Below are 16,791 nucleotides of genomic sequence, written 5' to 3' on the forward strand. Positions count from 1 at the left end.
ACCCAAGGAGCACCGCCCCATGACCACGACCCTGAAGCACAGCCTGGGCACGCAGACCGAGCCCGGCACCCTGCGCATCGAACGCACCCTGCCCGGCCCCATCGACCGCGTGTGGACCTACCTCGTCGATCCCGAGAAGCGCCGCAGCTGGCTGGCCGGCGGCACGATGCCGCAGGCGCCCGGCGCGGTGTTCGAGCTGCGCTTCCAGCACACCGAGCTGTCGGGCGAAGTCGCGCCCGAGCGCTTCGCGGCCTACCGCGAGACCCATGTGCAGCACTCGCGCGTGCTGCGCATCGAGCCGCCGACCCTGCTCGTCATCAGCTGGGGCAGCGAGCGCGAGGACGCGTCCGAGGTCAGCTTCGAACTGTCGCCGCAGGGTGCGCAAACAACGCACCTGGTGCTCACGCACCGCCGCCTGCCCGACCGCAAGGAAACGCTGAGCGTGGCCAGCGGCTGGCACGCGCACCTGGGCGTGCTCGACGAGGTGCTGCACGGGCGCGCGCCGCAAGGCTTCTGGACCCAACTGGAGGCCGCCGAGGCGGCCTACGCGACGCACATCCGTTGAAGGGTGTCAGGCCCGGCGGGCGGGCTGCGAAGGCGCGCGGCAGGGCTGCACGCGGACGGCGCGGCTTATCACCTGCCGTTGCTCGCGCGCGCTCTTGAGCAGGCGCTCGGCCGCGACCCTGCCGTGGGGCACCGGCGCGCCCTCGCCCATTTCCGACACGGCCACGAACACCGTCTGCCCGCCTTCGAGCACGGCCTGCGTCTTCGGTTGCGACTTGCCCGCGTACAGCGGCGCATCGTCGATGTAGGCCTCGAGCGAATGCGCGCCCGGCGCCACGCACAGGCGCGTGAAGCCGTTGGGCATCAGCGCGGCATGGAACTCGCCGTCGACATACACATGCGCCGCGCCCGTGCTGGGCGCGGACGTGGCGCGGCGGAAGAACACGACCTGCGCCAGCTCGGGCACCACCGCGGGCGCGGGCCGGTACACAGCCCCCTTGCGCGAGTTCGTGGCCGACACCGCGACGGGCACGGCCATGTTCATCGGCTCGGAAGGCGGCGGCATCGGAGGCAGCGGCACGTACGGCGTGACGGCGACGGGGCCGCAGCCCGCGACCAGCGTGGCGGCGGCAAGCAGCCAGCGGCCCGCGCGCAGGCGGGGATGGAAGGAAAGGAATCTGGACAAGGACATGGCGTGCTTCGAGCGCCTTCACAAAAAAGGCGGCCATCTAACGAAAAGAAGGAAGAGCAGACCGGCCGGAAAACGGCCAGCGCTCAGAGAACGAAGCACTCTAGGAAAAACCACCGCGGCAGGCCATCGGACGAATCCGAAAGCGATGCGCGATGGCGTGGGCCCGCGCTGAAAACGCGGGCCCGGCGGCGCGTCGGCTCAGGCTGCGCGCAGCCGGCGGGCCGCGATGCGCACCGGCATCGACAACAGGATCTGCGCCATGCTCTTGCCCAGCGGGTCGGTGCGCAGCGACGCCATGCCGCCGCCGCCCAGCGCCGCTTCACAGACGAAGTTGAAGGCGCCGATGCCGGGCAGCTCGTAGCGCGTCACCTCGCCTGCGACCAGGTGCGCCATGTAGGCGCGCACGGCCTGCGCGCTGAGCTGCTCGCGCAGCACGGGCAGGTAGTGCGGCTCGCGCGCGAGGATGCCGATGTTCGAGACGTCGCCCTTGTCGCCGCTGCGGCCATAGGCCAGGCGGATCAGCGGCACCTCGAGCCATTCGTCGTCCGCGTCCGGGTCGGTGGCGTCCGCCTGCGGCGCCACCTCATCGGCCACGGCGACCTCCGCTGCCTGCGCCCTCACCGCCACGGGCCACGACTCGCCCGCCATCTCGAGCACGGGCGTGAACAGCGCCTTGTCCACGAGCAGCGGAAACTGCCGGATCGACAACGCCACCGACGGCCGCCCGCCGCCCAGGCCGGTGGTGCCGGGCGCCCACGAGGTGCCGGCCGCCGAGATCTCCCGCGCGAAGAGTTCGAGCGGTGCCTTGTCCGCGTGCGTCACGGCCACGCGCAGCACCGCCTGGCGCGGCGGCTGGGCGGTGGCGTGCGGGCCGTAGCACTGCTCGGCGCCCAGCACGTCGATGTGGGTGGCCGAGAAGTCGGCCCAGCCGCGCTGCGCGAACAGGTCGCGCGTGCGGCGCAGCATCGCCTCGCCGCTGCGCCGCGCCTTGGCGGCGGCGTCGAAGCCGACGATCAGCAGTTCGGCGTTGCAGCGGTAGCCCGCGGCATAGGTCGCCGTGACCTTGTAGCGACCCGACGGCGCACGTCCTTTCGCACCCGAGACGCGCACCCGGTCCGCGCCCACGGCCACGATCTGCACGGTGCGAAAGTCGCAGGTCACGTCGGGCAGCAGGTAGGCCGCGGGGTCGCCGATCTCGTACAGCAGCTGCTCGCCCACGGTGGCGCGGCTCACCAGCCCGCCGGTGCCGGGCGGCTTGCCGACGACGAAGCTGCCGTCGGCCGCGCATTCGACCACCGGGTAGCCGATGTGGGCCCAGTCGGGCACCTGCTCCCAGTCGGTGTGCAGGCCGCCGGTGGCCTGCGCGCCGCATTCGATGATGTGGCCGGCCAGGCTGCCGCCCGCGAGACGATCCCAGTCGTCATCGGCCCAGCCGAATTCGTGCATCAGCGCGCCGAGCGTGACGGCGCTGTCGACGCAGCGGCCCGTGATGACGATCTGCGCGCCGGCATCGAGCGCCCGCGCGATCGGCACGGCGCCCAGGTAGGCGTTGGCGCTCACGAGGCGCTCGGGCAGCGGCGCGCCGGTGCTCATGTGGCCGATGCCCTGCGCGCGCAGCGCTTCGGCGTGCGGCAGCGCGTCGTCGCCCGTGACCACGGCGATGCGCGGCGCGAGCCCCATGCCGGCCGCCAGTTGCGTGAGCGCGGCGGCGCAGGCGCGCGGGTTCACGCCGCCGGCGTTGGCGATCACGCGGATGCCCTGGCGCATCACGTCGGGCAGCACGGCGGCCATGGCGGTGGTGACGAAGTCGGTGGCGTAGCCGGCGTCGGGGTTCTTCAGCTTCGCGCCGGCCAGCAGCGACATCGTGAGTTCGGCGAGGTAGTCGAACACGAGGTAATCGATGCCACCGTGCGCCACGAGCTGCGGCGCGCCGGTGCTGCTGTCGCCCCAGAAGCCCGAGGCGCCGCCGATGCGCACGGTCTTCTTGTGCGTCTCCGGGGGGTTCATCGCGCCGCTCATTCGGGCTCGATGCCGGCGGCGCGGATCACGCGGCCCCACTTCTGCGACTCGGCGGCCTGGAACTTCGCGAGCGCCTCGGGCGTGCCGGTGGCGGCCTCGCCGCTGGAGATGGCCTGGTAGGCCACGATGGCCGGCGAGGCCGACACCTTCACCAGCATCTCGTTGAGCTTGCGCGTGACGGCCGCGGGCGCGCCCGGCGGCAGGTAGACGGCGGTCCAGTACGACATGTCGTAGCCCTTCACGCCCGCCTCGGCCACGGTCGGCAGCGCGGGCACGGCGGCCAGGCGCTTGTCGCCGCTCACGGCCAGCGCGCGCAGCTTGCCGCTCTTGACATGCGGCAACGCGGTGGGCGCGTCGGCGAACATGAAGTCGACCTGCCCGCCCAGCAGGTCGGTGATGGCCATCGGGTTGCTCTTGTAGGGCACGTTCACCATGTCGATGCCCGCCATCTGCTTGAGCAGCTCGCTCGCCACGCGGCTGGACGAGCTGCCGCTGCCGAAGTTGAGCTTGCCCGGCGACTTCTTCGCCGCCGCCACGAGGTCGGCCACCGACTTGATCGGCGAATCGGCCCCCACCAGCAGCAGCATGTGGCCCTTGGACAGCAGCCCGACCGGCGTGAAGTCTTTCACCGGGTCGTAGGGCAGCTTCTTGTACAGGTGCTCATTGGCGGCGTGCGTGGTGTTGGTGGTCATGAGCAGCGTGTAGCCGTCGGGCGCGGCCTTGGCGACGTACTGCGCGGCCAGGAAGCCGCTGGCGCCGGCGCGGTTCTCCACGATCACCGGCACCTTGTACTCGGTGGTCAGTGCCTGCGCGATGGTGCGCGCCTGCTGGTCGGTGCCGCTGCCGGCCGCGAACGGCACGACGACGGTGAGCGGCTTGGCGGGGTAGTCCTGCGCGTGGGCAGATGCTGCCGCCGTGACCGCGAAGGCCAGGACCGCGCCGAGGCGGAAGATGGAAGTGCGCATGGGTGATGTCTCCGGTGGGATGTAGTTTTAAGAAGGGAAAAGGTGCGGCCGCTCAGGCGCCGTCGCGCGGCGGCATCGGCGGCGCACCGAGCGCCGCGTTGTGCTCGCCCAGCCGGGGCGCGACCGCGCGGTGCGCGGGCCGCACGCCGTCGATGGACATCGGCAGCGCCGTGAGGCGGAAGTCTTCGCCCGGCACCGCTTGCAGCATGCCCAGCGCCTCGACCTGCGGATGCGCGACGGCCTCGGGCACGGTGTGCACCGGCGCGCAGGGCACGCCGGCGGCAGTGAAGCGCGCCATCCAGTCGGCGCGGGTGCGCGCGCGCAGCAGCGGGCCGATCTCGTCGAACAGCGCCACCTTGTGCTGCAGCCGCTGGCGGTTGCCGGCAAAGCGCGCGTCGGTGGTCCAGTCGTCGCGCCCGAGTTCGTGCGCGAACTTGGCGAAGAGCCGATCGTTGCCGCAGCAGATCAGGAGCGGCGCATCGGCGGTATCGAAAGATTCGTAAGGTACGAAGCCCGGATGGCCCGAGCGGTGGCGCTCGGGCAGCCGGCCTTCGTTGACGTAGGCGTCGGCCTTCTGGCCGGTCCAGACCAGCGCGGTCTCCAGCAACGAAGTGCTCACCACGCCGCCCCGGCCCGTGAGGTGGCGCCGCTGCAGCAGCGCCAGCGCGCCGATCACGGCCCACATGCCGGTGCCCTGGTCGCAGACCGAGGCACCGGTGCGCATGGGCGGATCGTCGGGCCCGCCGTTGATGCTCGACAACCCGCTGAAGGCCTGGATCAGCGGCTCGTAGCCCGGCTGCATGCGCAGCGGGCCGGTGTGGCCGAAGGCCGAGATTTCGCAGTAGATGAGCCGCGGATGGCGCGCACACAGCGAGGGGCCGTCGATGCCCATCGACTGCGTGACGCCCGGTCGCAGGTTGTGGATGAGGATGTCGGCGCCGGCCGCCAGGGTCTCGAAGGCGGCCATGCCCTCTTCGCTCTTCAGGTCGATGGCGACCGAGCGCTTGCCGCGATTGAAGACGTGGAAGTTGAGCGCGTCGCCGTGGCGAAAGGCCGGGCCCATGTGGCGCGCGTCGTCGCCGCCCTCGACGCGCTCGAGCTTCACGACGTCGGCGCCGAGGTCGGCCAGGATCGCGCCCGCGAAGGGCCCCGCCAGCACCTGTCCGAGCTCGAGCACCCGGATGCCTTCCAGAATTTTGGTGTCCATGTCACGGGGGCGCGTGGGCCCCTTGTCTCCGTGTATCGAATGCGCCAGTCTCGGCGTCGCGCATTGATCTGTGAAGAACAATATTCCTATATCTGTGATAACTTGGATGGATCAATCCACAGCCACTCCGGGAAGGCCGCGTCCGTGCGAGTCGACATCACGCTGCAGCAGCTCGAGGCCTTCGTCGAAGTCGCGAAGACCACCAACTTCCGCGCCGCCGCGCAGGCCCTGCACGTGTCGCAGCCGGCGCTGAGCCGCACGGTGCGCATCGTCGAAGACCTGGTGGGCGCGCGCCTGTTCGACCGCGACACGCGGCACGTCGAACTCACGCCGGCGGGGCGCGAGCTGCTGCCGATCGCGCTGCGCATCCTGGAGAACTTCAACAGCTCGTTCAGCGAGCTGTCGCAGTTCCTCGAAGGCCGCAGCGGCCACCTCACCATCGCGGCGCTGCCCTCGACCGGCGTGGCGCTGCTGCCCGGCGCCATCGCCGAGTTCCGCCAGCAGCATCCGCAGGTGCAGTTCTCGCTGATCGAAGGGCCGGCCGAGGCGGTGCGCGCCGCGGTGGACGAAGGCCGTGCCGACTTCGGCCTCAGCGTGCGCCCCGGCACGCACGAGCCCCTGCTGTACCGCCACCTGCGCGACGACCCCTTCGTGCTGCTGTGCCGGTGCGACGACCCGCTGGCCGCGCGCGCCTCGGTGTCGTGGTCGGTGTTCGCGACACGGCCCTTCATTGCGAGCAGCTTCCAGAGCAGCATCCGGCCGATCACCGACGCCGCCTTCCTGCAGCGCGGCCTGCAGGTACAGCCCGCGCTCGAATACCCGAGCGTGGCCGTGGCGGGCGCGCTGGTGGCGGCCGGGCTGGGGCTCACCGCCCTGCCCCGGCTCGCGCTGCAGCTGTCGCAGAACGACGAGCTGGCCACCGTGCCGCTGCAGCGTCCGCTGATGTCGCGGCCCATCGGGCTGGTCACGCGCGCGGGGCGCTCGCCCTCGCCCGTGGGCCGCGCCTTCATGGACCTGCTGCACCGTCGGGAATCGTCCCGGCGCTGACCGGCGCACGGCGGCTGCGGCATGATCGACGCCATGCACAGCACGCCCCCGTATCCCCTGGTCATCGTCAAGGTCGGTGACACCCATGACGCGCTGCGCGAAGGCCGCGGCGACTTCGAGCACTGGATCGCCGACGGCCTCGGCACGCAGACCCTGCCCCTCGTGGTGGTCGACCCGCGCCGCGGCGACACGCTGCCCGCGCCCGGCCAGGTCGCGGGCGTGGTCGTCACCGGCTCGCACGCGATGGTGTCGCACCGCGAACCCTGGAGCGAAACCACCGCCGCCTGGCTCGCCGAACTGGTCGCGCGCGACACGCCCGTGCTCGGCATCTGCTACGGCCACCAGCTGCTCGCGCACGCACTCGGCGGCGAGGCCGGGCACCACCCGGGCGGCCCCGAAGTTGGCACGGTCACCGTCACGCTCGACGCAGCCGCCGCCGGCGACGCGCTGCTGGGCGACCTGCCCGCGCAGTTCCCGGCGCAGGCGATCCACTGGCAGAGCGCGCTGCGCCTGCCCGACGGCGCGGTGAAGCTGGCCCACAGCGCGCACGAACCCGTGCACGCCTTCCGCGTGGGCGCGCAGGCCTGGGGCCTGCAGTTCCACCCCGAGTTCGACGCAACGACCATGGGCGGCTACATCGAACTGCTGGCCCGCGACCTGGCCGCGGACGGGCTCGATGCCGCGGCGCTGCGCGAAGGCGTGCGCCCCACCGACGCGGCGGCGGGCCTGCTCGGGCGCTTCGCGCGGATCGTCGAGGCCAAGGCGCAGCCAGCCGCCTGAGGGCGCCGACGGGGCGTCGGCGCGCGACTACAAAAAGCGGGCCCCGCTTGGGTTAAGGTGCGGTTCCTTTCGCAGCTTTCCCCGCCTCATGACCACGCCTTCGTCCCCGCCGGCCCGCAAGCACTTCTCGATGATCCGCGGCTTTCACCTGGCCGATGTGTTCACCCTCGGCAACGCGGCCTGCGGCGTCGGGGCGGTGTTCTTCGCGATGGCCTTCATGCGCAGCCAGTCGCTCGCCCACTTCTACTGGGCCGCGGCGCTCGCCCCGGCCGCCTTCATCTTCGACGTGCTCGACGGCCGCATCGCGCGCTGGCGCCAGACCCAGTCCGCGCTCGGACGCGAACTCGACTCGCTGGCCGACGTGATCTCCTTCGGCGTGCTGCCCGCCGCGCTCGGCTTCGCCGCCGGCCTGGACGGCGGCTGGGACTGCGCGGTGCTCATCTACTTCGTCGGCTGCGGCGTGAGCCGGCTCGCGCGCTACAACGTGACGGCCGAGGCCCTCTCGGCCGGCGCCGACAAGGTGAAGTACTTCGAAGGCACGCCGATCCCGACCAGCGTGGTGCTGGTGGGCGTGCTGGCCTACGCGGCCTCGAAGGGCGCCCTCGGCGCCAACGTGTGGGGCGGCGCCTGGACGCTCGGCCCCTGGCAGCTGCACCCGCTGGTGCTGCTGTTCGCGCTCTCGGGCACGCTGATGATCAGCAAGACCCTGCGCATTCCCAAGTTCTGACAACCCGCCCATCTCACCCACCTGACAAAGGGGACCCCGCATGGCGATGAAGCTGTATTTCGACCCGCGCAGCCGTGCGCAGGTCGCCAAGTGGATGCTCGACGAGGCCGAGGTCGACTACGAGATCGTGCCCACCCTCATCCGGGAGGGCGCCCACAAGCGCCCCGAGTTCCTGAAGATCAACCCGGCCGGCAAGCTGCCCGCGCTGGTCGACGGCCGCACGCGCATCTTCGAGAACGCGGCCATCTGCATGTACATCGCCGAGAAGTACCCCGGCAAGCGCCTGGCACCGGCCGTGGGCACGCCCGAGCGCGGGCGCTACCTGTCGCTCATGGTCTATTCGACCGCGCAGCTGGAGCCCTCGATGGGCGACAGCCTGCTGAAGATCAAGAGCAATAACAGCGCGCGCGGCTGGACCGATTTCGAGCAGGCCAAGGACGCCGTCGAACGCGAACTCGGCGACGGCCCCTACCTGTTCGGCGCCCAGTTCACGGCCGCCGACGTGATGATCGGCTCGATGCTCATCTGGCACCGCGCCTTCGGCGGGCGCACCAACCGCCCGAAGCTCGACGCCTACATCCACCGGCTGCAGGCACGGCCCAGGGGCATGAAGTTCGGTTGAACTGAGCGGCAAGGCGTGCCGCGCTGGCGACAGTGCGCGGCGGAGGTTCATCCTCTAATCGGTCCCTCTTTTTCGACCCTTTTCCCACCACGCCCGCCCCATGACTTCGAACACCTCGCGCTCCCGGTTCTCGTTGACGGCCCTCTCCCTGGGCCTGGTCGCCCTGCTCGGGGCCTGTGCCAGCACGCCGCCGCCCGGCAGCCGCAGCGTGAGCATCGAGCGCACCACCTTCGGCATCGCGCACATCACGGCGCCCGACTACGAAGGCCTGGCCTACGGCACCGCCTACGCGCATGCGCAGGACAACGTCTGCCAGACCGCCGAGCACCTGCTGACGCTGCGCGGCGACCGCGCGCAGTTCCTCGGGGCGCAGAACACCGGCGACTTCGGCCTGGGCCGCATGCCCAACGCGCAGATCGACCTGTTCGTGCGCTACCACATGGACGACGCGGCGCTGGCCCGCGCGGCGGCCACCACCAACGACGAGGTGAAGGCCGCGCTGCGCGGCTACGTGGCGGGCTACAACCGCTACCTGCAGGACGCGGGCCCGGGCGGCCTGCCCGAAGCCTGCCGCGGCAAACCCTGGGTGCGCCCGATGACGGCCGCCGACCTGGCGCGCGCCACCGAGCAATCGATGATCCAGGGCGGCCTGGGCGCATTGGCCGGCGCGGTGCTGGCCGCCGTGCCGCCGGCCCCGGGCGCCAAGACCGGCGCGGCGCCGGTCGCGCTCGAGCAGGCGGTGGCCGAGATCGGCCGCCACAGCTTCAACGCCAACCCCGAGGGCGGCGAGCTGGGCTCCAACGGCTGGGCCTTCGGGCGCAACGCCACGCCCGACGGCAAGGGCCTGCTGCTGGGCAACCCGCATTTCCCCTGGAACGGCACCAACCGCTTCTGGCAGATGCACCTGACCATCCCCGGCCAGCTCGACGTGATGGGCGCCACCGGCGGCCTGAGCCCGGTGGTGTCGATCGGCTTCAACAAGGACGTGGCCTGGACCCACACCGTGTCGACCGGCAAGCGCTTCACGCTGTACGAACTCAAGCTCGACCCCAACGACCCGACCGTGTACTGGGTCGACGGCCAGCCGAAGAAGATGGTCGCGCGCACCGTCGCACTGCCGGCCGCCGCCACGGCGGGCGGCGCGCCCGTGCAGCACACCTTCTACGCCACCGACTGGGGCCCCGTGGTCTCGCTGCCGCGCGCCGGCCTGGGCTGGACCGCCCAGAAGGCCTATGCGATCCGCGACGCCAACACGCTCAACGTGCGCTCGGCCGAAAGCTGGATGAAGATGGGCCGGGCCCGCAACGTCGCCGAGCTGCGCGCCGCCATGGGCAACCAGGGCATCCCGTGGATCAACACCCTGGCAGCCGACCGTGAGGGCAACGCGATGTACGCCGACCTGTCGGTGGTGCCCGACGTGTCGGCCGAGATGCTCAAGGCCTGCGCGCCCTCGCCGGCCGCCGCTGCACTGCTCAACGCCGCCGGCCTGCCCGTGCTCGACGGCTCGCGCAGCGCCTGCGCCTGGCACCGCGACCCCGGCGCCGCCGCGCCCGGCATCATCGCGCCGGCCCGCATGCCGGTCGTCGTCACGCCCGACTGGGTGCAGAACAGCAACGACAGCTTCTGGCTCAGCAACCCGCGCGTGCCGCCGATGGCCGGCGTGTCGCCGCTGGTCGGCCCCGTCGGCGTGCCGCAGCGGCTGCGCACGCGCAGCGGCATCATGGAAATCGAAGGCCGACTGGCCGGCACCGACGGCCTGCCGGGCAACCGCATGGGCGCGGCCGAGCTGCGCAGCGTGATCTTCCGCGACAGGAACCTCGCCGGCATGCTGGTGATGGACGACCTGAAGGCCGCGTGCACCGCCACCGGCGCCGCGCTGAACGCCGACCAGGCCCTGGGCTGCCGCGTGCTCTCCGCCTGGGACCGCACCAGCAATGCCGAGTCGAAGGGCGCGGCGCTGTTCCGCGAGTTCTGGCGCAAGGCCAAGGACCTGCCGAAGGTCTGGCGCGTGCCCTTCGACCCGGCGCAGCCCGTGACCACGCCCACCGGCCTGGACATGGCCACGCCCGCCACGCGCGAGGCGGTGTTCAAGGCACTGGGCGACGCGGTCGGCACCGTGCGCACCGCCGGCTTCGCCCCCGACGTGGCGCTGGGCGTGCCGCAGTCGCGCACCGTGCGCGGCCAGAAGATCGCGCTGCCCGGCGGCGACGAATTCGAGGGCGTGCTCAACAAGCTCGAATCGCAAGGCCAGCCGCTGATCGACCCGAAGGGCTACGCCGTCAACTACGGCAGCAGCTACATGCAGGTCGTGACCTTCGACGCGCGCGGCCCCGTGGCGCAAGGCCTGCTCACCTACGGCCAGAGCAGCGACCTCGCCTCGCCGCGCGCCTATGACCAACTGCCGCTGTTCGCGGCCAAGCAGTGGCATCCGCTGCCCTTCCACCCGGCCGACGTGCAGGCGCAGCGCGAAGGCAAGCCGCTGCAGCTGGCGTACTGAACCATGTCCTCGACCACCGTCCCCTTTCCCGCCCACGCCGCCACAGGCATCGACCTGCTCAACCGCCTGGCCGCCGAGCAGCCGCTCGCCCCGGCCTGCGACCACTTCTACTTCCTGCGCCACGGCCAGACCGGGCGCAACGCGCTGCGCGTCTTCCAGGCGCCCGATGAGCCCCTGAGCGCGCTCGGCGAGCAGCAGGCAGTGCAGGCGGCCGAGCTGCTGGCCGGCGAGCCGATCGGCGCCATCGTGTGCAGCGACGCGCGCCGCGCCTTCGACACCGCCCACACCGTGGCGCGCGCCCTGGGCCTCGTGCCCAGCGCGCACGAGAACCTGCGCGAGCGCAACTTCGGCGCGCTCATCGGCACCTCGTCGGCCCACATCGACTGGGCCTGCGAGCCCGAGGGCGGCGAGACGCTGGCGCAGTTCGTCGACCGCAAGCGCCAGGCGCTGGCTGCCGCGCTCGCCGCGCAGCCCGCGCCGGTGCTGGTGGTGGCGCACGGCGGCACGCTCTATGCGCTGGCCGCGCTGCTGGGCGTGGCGGTCGATGCGAGCATCTTCGGCAACGCGCAACCCTTGCGCTTCACACGTGCCGGCCCCACATGGGCCGTGACGCCGCTGCAACAGCGGCAAGCCGACGGCGGAGCAGCCCTGGCCTGACCTGGCTCCCGGTTGATCTGTACGCCGTCCTGAAAGGAATCACCACCACCATGGAATTCAAGGACTACTACAGCGCACTGGGCGTCGAACGCACCGCGTCCGACGACGAGGTGCGCAAGGCCTACCGCAAGCTCGCCCGCAAGTACCACCCCGACGTCAGCAAGGAGCCCGACGCCGAGCAGCGCATGCGCGACATCAACGAGGCCAAGGACGTGCTCGGCGACAAAGAGAAGCGCGCCGCCTACGACGCGCTGGCCGACCGTGTCGCGCGCGGCGGCCGCCCCGACGGCAGCTTCGAGCCGCCGCCCGGCTGGGACACCGGCTACGAGTTTCACCGCGGCCCGCGCCAGGGCCCGGCCGACCACGCCGACTTCAGCGAGTTCTTCTCGTCGATGTTCGGCGACGCCGAGCGGCGCGGCGCCACGCGCCAGAACTACCGCGCGCGCGGCGAAGACCACCATGCGGCCATCGAGATCACGCTCGAAGACGCGCTGAACGGCGCCGAACGCGAGCTCACGCTGCGCGCCCAGACGATCGACACGCAGGGCCGTCCGCAGTGGGAGAACCGCACGCTCGCCGTGAAGATCCCGCCCGGCGTGCACCCCGGCCAGTTCATCCGCCTCGCGGGCCAGGGCATGCCCGGCCACGGCGGCGAGCCGGCCGGCGACCTGTACCTCGAGGTGCGCATCGCGCCGCACAAGCTGTACCGCGTGGAAGAGCGCGACCTGTACATGACGCTGCCCATCACGCCCGCCGAAGCCGCGCTGGGCGCGCAGGTGCAGGTGCCCACGCCCACCGGCGGCGTGGTCGAGGTCACCGTGCCGCCCAACGCGCGCGGTGGCATGAAGCTGCGGCTCAAGGGCCGCGGCTTCGCGGGCAAGACGCCCGGCGACCTGTACCTGCTGCTCGAGATCGCACTGCCGCCCGCCGACAGCGAGGCCGCGCGCAACGCCTACGCACAACTCGCGCAGGCGACCTCCTCGTTCAACCCCCGCCAGCACCTGGGAGTCTGAGCATGGCGAACTTTTCTTCCGTGACCACCACCACGGCCATCGGCGTCTCGCACCCGCTGGCCGCGAACGAACTGGCGCACGCCTGCGGCGCCGACACCGCCTGGGTCGTGCAGCTGGTCGAAGTGGGCATCGTGCAGGTCAGCACGACCGACGCACCGCCCGAGCGCTGGGAGTTCTCCAGCACCGACCTGCAGCACGCGCTCGAAGCGCGCCGGCTCGAACGCGACTTCGGCGTGAACCTGGACGCCGCCGCGCTGATCCTCGACCTGCAGCACGAGGTGCGGCGGCTGAAGGCGGTGCTGCGCGCCAACGGCGTGGACTGAAACGCGCGTCGCGCGTCGCGGGTCGCGCGCGTGCAATGACTGCCAGACCCGCACAGCCGCCTGCCATTTGCGAACAGGATCGATGAGCCCGCGGCCCTAGATTGCCGCTGCCTGCGGAATTTCGCATGGCAGGCCGGCGCGCAGGCAACCCTTCACACACCGCCCGGCCTCCTCACACAGGAGACAAGAAGGCATGACCTCGCACAGGCTGAAGACCGCGCTCGACGCAACGCTGCACCAGACCGTTCACCGCCACGGCGGCGCCCCCGGCGTCGTCGCGATGGCGACCGACCGCACGGGCAATTTCTACGAAGGCGCCGCCGGCACGCGCGAACTCGGGCTCGACCGGCCGATGGCCACCGACAGCGTGTTCGCCATCTTCTCGACCACCAAGGCGATCACGGGCACCTGCGCGATGCAGCTGGTCGAGGAAGGCAAGATTTCGCTCACCGACCCGGCCGGCGCCTACGTGCCCGAGATCGACGAACTGCAGGTGCTCGACGGCTTCGACGCCGACGGCCGGCCGCGCACGCGCGCGCCGCGCCGGCGCATCACGGTCAACGACCTGATGCTGCACACCTCGGGCCTGGGCTACGAGTTCTTCAGCGAAGACGACCTGAAGTACCGCGCCGCGCTGAACATTCCCACGGTGGTGTCGGGCAGCTTCGAATCGATCCGCACCGTGCTGCTGCACGAGCCGGGCGCGGCCTGGACCTACGGCGCCAACATCGACTGGCTGGGCCGCATCGTCGAGCAGCAGCGCGGCAAGCGCCTGGGTGAGGTGATGAAGGAGCGCGTCTTCGAGCCGCTGGGCATGCAGGACATCGGCTTCGGCATGTCCGAGTCGATGAAGGCGCGCCGCGTGACCATCCACGACCGCGCGGCCGACGGCCGGCTCACGCCGCTGCCCGAGCTGGTGCTGCCCGAGCCGCCGCCGATGGACATGGGCGGCCACGGCCTGTACGCCACCGTGGGCGAGTACATGAAGTTCATCCGCATGGTGCTGAACGACGGCGCCGGGCCGCACGGGCGCGTGCTGAAGGCCGACACGGTGCAGCGCATGGCGCAGGACGGCCTGGCCGCCATGGACCTGTCGGTGGGCGGCTGGCGCACGTCGGTGCCGGCGCTGAGCAACACCGGCGAGTTCCTGCCCGGCACCGACAAGGGCTGGGCCTACACCTTCATGACCAACCGCGAGCGCGCGCCCACGGGCCGCCCCGCCAACTCGCTGATGTGGGCGGGCCTGGCCAACAGCTTCTTCTGGATCGACCGCGAGAACGGCATCGGCGGCTACTGGGCGACGCAGATCCTGCCCTTCCAGGACTGCGCGAGCTACCCGGGCTTCGTGGCTTTCGAGACCGCGGTTTACCATCACCGCTGAACCGTTGAGCGGTGCGCGCCCCCGGGCGTGCACCTTCTTCTTCCTGAACCGAGGTGCGCGATGGATGCGATCCGCAACGTGCTGGTCACCGACGCCCGCGGGCAGCCGAGCGAGCGCCACCGCCTGGTGGCCTCGCACGACTGGGACGACATCCGGCGCTGGTCGGACCGCATCTACATGCCCTACCGCGTCACGCCCATCGGGCGGGCGCGCACGCCCGACTCGGTGCTCGACGCCACGCGCATCGGGCACTTCACGCTGAGCCGCTTCCACTACGGCATTCCGGTGAACATCAAGGACTTCTCGCCCGACAGCGGCGTCGGCATGGTGCTGACGACCGTGCGCGGCGCGGGCCGCCACTGGTCCGAAGCCAACGCCTATGCCGACACGGGCGTGGGCGACGCCTTCGTGGTCGACACCTCGCGCACGCACTACTGGGTGGACTTCGATGCCAACCACCTGCAGGTCAACCTCAGCTTCTCGCACGACGCGCTGGCCGCGCTGCACGCGCGCTGGTTCGGCGCACCCGCCGACGAGCGGCTGTGGACGCGCAAGTTCAAGTTCGGCGGCGCCCATTCGACCTGGATCGCGCTGCTGTCGTATGCCTGCCGCTGCGTCACCGAGCTGCCCGAGGCGGTCGACAGCGGCCCGCTGGGGCGGCACCTCGAGGAGATGATCGGCGTGCACGTGCTGACCCAGTGGCGCGAGCAGCTGGCGCACCCGGCCGAGGCCGTGCAGCACCGCATGGCGCCGCGGCATGTGCTGGCGGCCGAGCGCCACATCCGCGAGCACGCCCAGCACGCGCCCACGCTCGGCGAACTGGCAAGCGTGGCGGGCGTCAGCGTGCGCACGCTGAACAGCGCCTTTCGCGAATACCGCCAGGCCACGCCGATGCGCGCGCTGCGCGAGCAACGCCTGCAGGGCGTGCGCGCCGAGCTGCTGATGGCCGACGCCGGCGCGACGGTGCGCTCGGTGGCGCAGGCATGGGGCTACGCCAACTTCGGCCTGTTCGCCGCGGCCTACCAGCAGCGCTTCGGCGAGCTGCCCTCGGCCACGCTGCGTTCACGCAAGACGGGCTGAGCCTTCATCTGATCTTCAGCTTGGAGCGCGTTGGCGCTCCCACAATTCCAGCGGGCGGGACACCTCGCCTTGCCTGGAAATCCCGGTCGCCATCGCTGCCGGGACATCCCCCTTCCCCCGACGGCATCCGGCATCGCGTCCGCGCCTGGATGCGACCGATGCCGAGCACCTCTTGAGCGAATGAACACACCTCGCCCGTCCTTCTTCCCGGCCTGCGCGTCGATCGCGGCCACCTTTGTCCTCACGGCCTGCGCCGCCTCCATCCGGCCGGCCAGCGACGACCCCGACGTCGTGCAGGAGCAGGCCCTGCAGCACTCGCTGTCGCTGAACCACCGCATGACGCTGCAGCGCCGGCTCGACGACGTGGCGATCCCGCTCCTGGAGCACAGCGCGCCGTTCTGCGGTGGCGACGTGCGGGCCAGCCTGGGCGCGCACATCGCCAGCCTGTGGAGCTTCGAGAAGGAAGAACGCGCGGCGGTGAAACAGGCCCTGCTCCTGGACGACCGGCTGACCGTGCTGTGGACGCTCGACCGGAAGCAAGCGCCGGCCACACCGCTGCGCGCCGGGGACGTGCTGCTGTCCGTCGGCGGCAAGCCGCTGCCCGCCGGCGAGAAAGGGATCGATCGGCTCAACGACGTGCTGGTCGACGCCGCGCGCGCCAAACCCGCCCGGCGCGAAGGCTGGCTGGAAGCCATGGTGCAGCGCGAGGGCCAGTCGACGGCGCTGCACCTGCCGTACACCACGGCGTGCAACTACACCGCCGTCACGCGCATGAAGAACGAGGTCCATGCGGAGAACGATGGGCACGAGATCGTCGTCAACTCGGCGCTGATGCGCTTCTTTCCCGACAACCGCGACCTCGCGATCGTGCTGGGGCACGAGCTGGCCAACGGCGTGCTGTCGCATGGCGGCAAGACGCGCGCGGTGGGCATCGCGGCCGGCATCGTGGATGGCGCGCTGGGCGGCACCGGGCTGGCGCAAGAGGCGCTGTCGTCGCCCTTCTCGCAGCAGTTCGACGCCGAGGCCGACTACCTCGGCCTCTACATGGTGGCCGCGGCGGGCTACGACATCGACGGCGCCGAACGGATCTGGCGCGAACTCGGGGTGCACACGGCCGGCGCGAAAAAGAAGGGCTTCATGAGCACCCCGCCGAGCTCCGCCAAACGCTTCGTCGCGATGCGGCGCACCATCGCGGAAATCCAGGCCAAGACGAAGAACGGGGCACCGCTGGTGCCCCTTGCGAAATCGAAATCCTGACGCGCCGCGCCGCAGCGCGGG

General features: G+C 71.4%; 16 protein-coding genes. 12 read left to right on the forward strand and 4 right to left on the reverse strand.

All coding sequences use genetic code 11. From position 1 onward, the window contains the following. Nucleotides 1-19: 19 nt before the first annotated feature. On the forward strand, nt 20-565 hold the full coding sequence (locus AC57B8_RS28100; RefSeq protein WP_496481395.1) for an SRPBCC family protein: 546 nt from the start codon (nt 20-22) through the stop codon (nt 563-565). Nucleotides 566-571: 6 nt separating this feature from the next. Here AC57B8_RS28100 and AC57B8_RS28105 read toward each other — a convergent pair whose 3' ends face one another. The 4 genes from AC57B8_RS28105 to AC57B8_RS28120 form a co-directional block, all read right to left on the reverse strand. Then, nucleotides 572-1,195: a hypothetical protein gene (locus tag AC57B8_RS28105; RefSeq protein ID WP_369632407.1), complete on the reverse strand. Its 624-nt coding sequence runs from the start codon at nt 1,193-1,195 to the stop codon at nt 572-574. Between the two features lie 198 nt (nt 1,196-1,393). Further along, entirely contained in the window at nt 1,394-3,202 is a 1,809-nt protein-coding gene (locus tag AC57B8_RS28110; RefSeq protein ID WP_496481396.1) for an acyclic terpene utilization AtuA family protein, read from the reverse strand. A gap of 8 nt (nt 3,203-3,210) precedes the next feature. Next, nucleotides 3,211-4,179, reverse strand: a complete 969-nt coding sequence (locus tag AC57B8_RS28115; RefSeq protein ID WP_496481397.1) for a Bug family tripartite tricarboxylate transporter substrate binding protein — start codon at nt 4,177-4,179, stop codon at nt 3,211-3,213. 52 nt (nt 4,180-4,231) lie between these two features. Beyond that, complete coding sequence (locus tag AC57B8_RS28120) at nt 4,232-5,386, reverse strand: CaiB/BaiF CoA transferase family protein (protein ID WP_496481398.1); 1,155 nt, start codon at nt 5,384-5,386, stop codon at nt 4,232-4,234. A gap of 144 nt (nt 5,387-5,530) precedes the next feature. Here AC57B8_RS28120 and AC57B8_RS28125 point away from each other — a divergent pair, with 144 nt between their 5' ends. The 11 genes from AC57B8_RS28125 (at nt 5,531) to AC57B8_RS28175 (ending at nt 16,770) form a co-directional block, all read left to right on the forward strand. Next, on the forward strand, nt 5,531-6,433 hold the full coding sequence (locus AC57B8_RS28125; RefSeq protein WP_496481399.1) for a LysR family transcriptional regulator: 903 nt from the start codon (nt 5,531-5,533) through the stop codon (nt 6,431-6,433). A 21-nt stretch (nt 6,434-6,454) separates the two neighbouring features. Beyond that, the gene (locus tag AC57B8_RS28130; protein WP_496481400.1) at nt 6,455-7,213 is read left to right on the forward strand and encodes a glutamine amidotransferase; all 759 of its coding nucleotides are present in this window, start codon (nt 6,455-6,457) and stop codon (nt 7,211-7,213) included. A gap of 88 nt (nt 7,214-7,301) precedes the next feature. Continuing rightward, nucleotides 7,302-7,940: a CDP-alcohol phosphatidyltransferase family protein gene (locus tag AC57B8_RS28135; protein WP_062475593.1), complete on the forward strand. Its 639-nt coding sequence runs from the start codon at nt 7,302-7,304 to the stop codon at nt 7,938-7,940. 40 nt (nt 7,941-7,980) lie between these two features. Next, a complete protein-coding gene (locus AC57B8_RS28140) occupies nt 7,981-8,562 on the forward strand; it encodes a glutathione S-transferase family protein (protein ID WP_070059319.1) in 582 nt (193 codons plus the stop codon). Nucleotides 8,563-8,662: 100 nt separating this feature from the next. Next, nucleotides 8,663-11,059, forward strand: coding sequence for a penicillin acylase family protein (locus AC57B8_RS28145; protein ID WP_496481401.1), 2,397 nt, complete (start codon nt 8,663-8,665; stop codon nt 11,057-11,059). 3 nt (nt 11,060-11,062) lie between these two features. Beyond that, entirely contained in the window at nt 11,063-11,716 is a 654-nt protein-coding gene (locus AC57B8_RS28150) for a histidine phosphatase family protein (protein WP_492726112.1), read from the forward strand. A gap of 50 nt (nt 11,717-11,766) precedes the next feature. Next, entirely contained in the window at nt 11,767-12,729 is a 963-nt protein-coding gene (locus AC57B8_RS28155; RefSeq protein WP_496481402.1) for a DnaJ C-terminal domain-containing protein, read from the forward strand. A gap of 2 nt (nt 12,730-12,731) precedes the next feature. Continuing rightward, nucleotides 12,732-13,052 carry a chaperone modulator CbpM gene (locus AC57B8_RS28160; RefSeq protein WP_495271597.1) on the forward strand — a complete coding sequence of 107 codons (321 nt, stop codon included), beginning with the start codon at nt 12,732-12,734 and terminating at the stop codon, nt 13,050-13,052. A 193-nt stretch (nt 13,053-13,245) separates the two neighbouring features. Continuing rightward, a complete protein-coding gene (locus tag AC57B8_RS28165; protein ID WP_496481403.1) occupies nt 13,246-14,433 on the forward strand; it encodes a serine hydrolase domain-containing protein in 1,188 nt (395 codons plus the stop codon). A gap of 60 nt (nt 14,434-14,493) precedes the next feature. Further along, nucleotides 14,494-15,513 (forward strand): AraC family transcriptional regulator, encoded by a 1,020-nt coding sequence (locus AC57B8_RS28170; protein WP_496481404.1) that lies wholly within the window; start codon nt 14,494-14,496, stop codon nt 15,511-15,513. A gap of 180 nt (nt 15,514-15,693) precedes the next feature. After that, nucleotides 15,694-16,770 (forward strand): M48 family metalloprotease, encoded by a 1,077-nt coding sequence (locus AC57B8_RS28175; RefSeq protein WP_496481405.1) that lies wholly within the window; start codon nt 15,694-15,696, stop codon nt 16,768-16,770. Nucleotides 16,771-16,791: the final 21 nt, after the last annotated feature.

Source organism: Variovorax sp. BGA-UO-ETr-C22 (genome assembly GCF_059567965.1).

Excerpts from the sequence above, each read along its gene's own strand:
- AC57B8_RS28140 (WP_070059319.1), top strand. The coding sequence starts at position 7,981 with ATGGCGATGAAGCTGTATTTCGACCCGCGCAGCCGTGCGCAGGTCGCC.
- AC57B8_RS28115 (WP_496481397.1), bottom strand. The coding sequence starts at position 4,179 with ATGCGCACTTCCATCTTCCGCCTCGGCGCGGTCCTGGCCTTCGCGGTC.
- AC57B8_RS28105 (WP_369632407.1), bottom strand. The coding sequence starts at position 1,195 with ATGTCCTTGTCCAGATTCCTTTCCTTCCATCCCCGCCTGCGCGCGGGC.
- AC57B8_RS28175 (WP_496481405.1), top strand. The coding sequence starts at position 15,694 with ATGAACACACCTCGCCCGTCCTTCTTCCCGGCCTGCGCGTCGATCGCG.
- AC57B8_RS28150 (WP_492726112.1), top strand. The coding sequence starts at position 11,063 with ATGTCCTCGACCACCGTCCCCTTTCCCGCCCACGCCGCCACAGGCATC.
- AC57B8_RS28100 (WP_496481395.1), top strand. The coding sequence starts at position 20 with ATGACCACGACCCTGAAGCACAGCCTGGGCACGCAGACCGAGCCCGGC.
- AC57B8_RS28145 (WP_496481401.1), top strand. The coding sequence starts at position 8,663 with ATGACTTCGAACACCTCGCGCTCCCGGTTCTCGTTGACGGCCCTCTCC.
- AC57B8_RS28135 (WP_062475593.1), top strand. The coding sequence starts at position 7,302 with ATGACCACGCCTTCGTCCCCGCCGGCCCGCAAGCACTTCTCGATGATC.
- AC57B8_RS28130 (WP_496481400.1), top strand. The coding sequence starts at position 6,455 with ATGATCGACGCCATGCACAGCACGCCCCCGTATCCCCTGGTCATCGTC.
- AC57B8_RS28170 (WP_496481404.1), top strand. The coding sequence starts at position 14,494 with ATGGATGCGATCCGCAACGTGCTGGTCACCGACGCCCGCGGGCAGCCG.
- AC57B8_RS28110 (WP_496481396.1), bottom strand. The coding sequence starts at position 3,202 with ATGAACCCCCCGGAGACGCACAAGAAGACCGTGCGCATCGGCGGCGCC.
- AC57B8_RS28155 (WP_496481402.1), top strand. The coding sequence starts at position 11,767 with ATGGAATTCAAGGACTACTACAGCGCACTGGGCGTCGAACGCACCGCG.
- AC57B8_RS28160 (WP_495271597.1), top strand. The coding sequence starts at position 12,732 with ATGGCGAACTTTTCTTCCGTGACCACCACCACGGCCATCGGCGTCTCG.
- AC57B8_RS28120 (WP_496481398.1), bottom strand. The coding sequence starts at position 5,386 with ATGGACACCAAAATTCTGGAAGGCATCCGGGTGCTCGAGCTCGGACAG.
- AC57B8_RS28165 (WP_496481403.1), top strand. The coding sequence starts at position 13,246 with ATGACCTCGCACAGGCTGAAGACCGCGCTCGACGCAACGCTGCACCAG.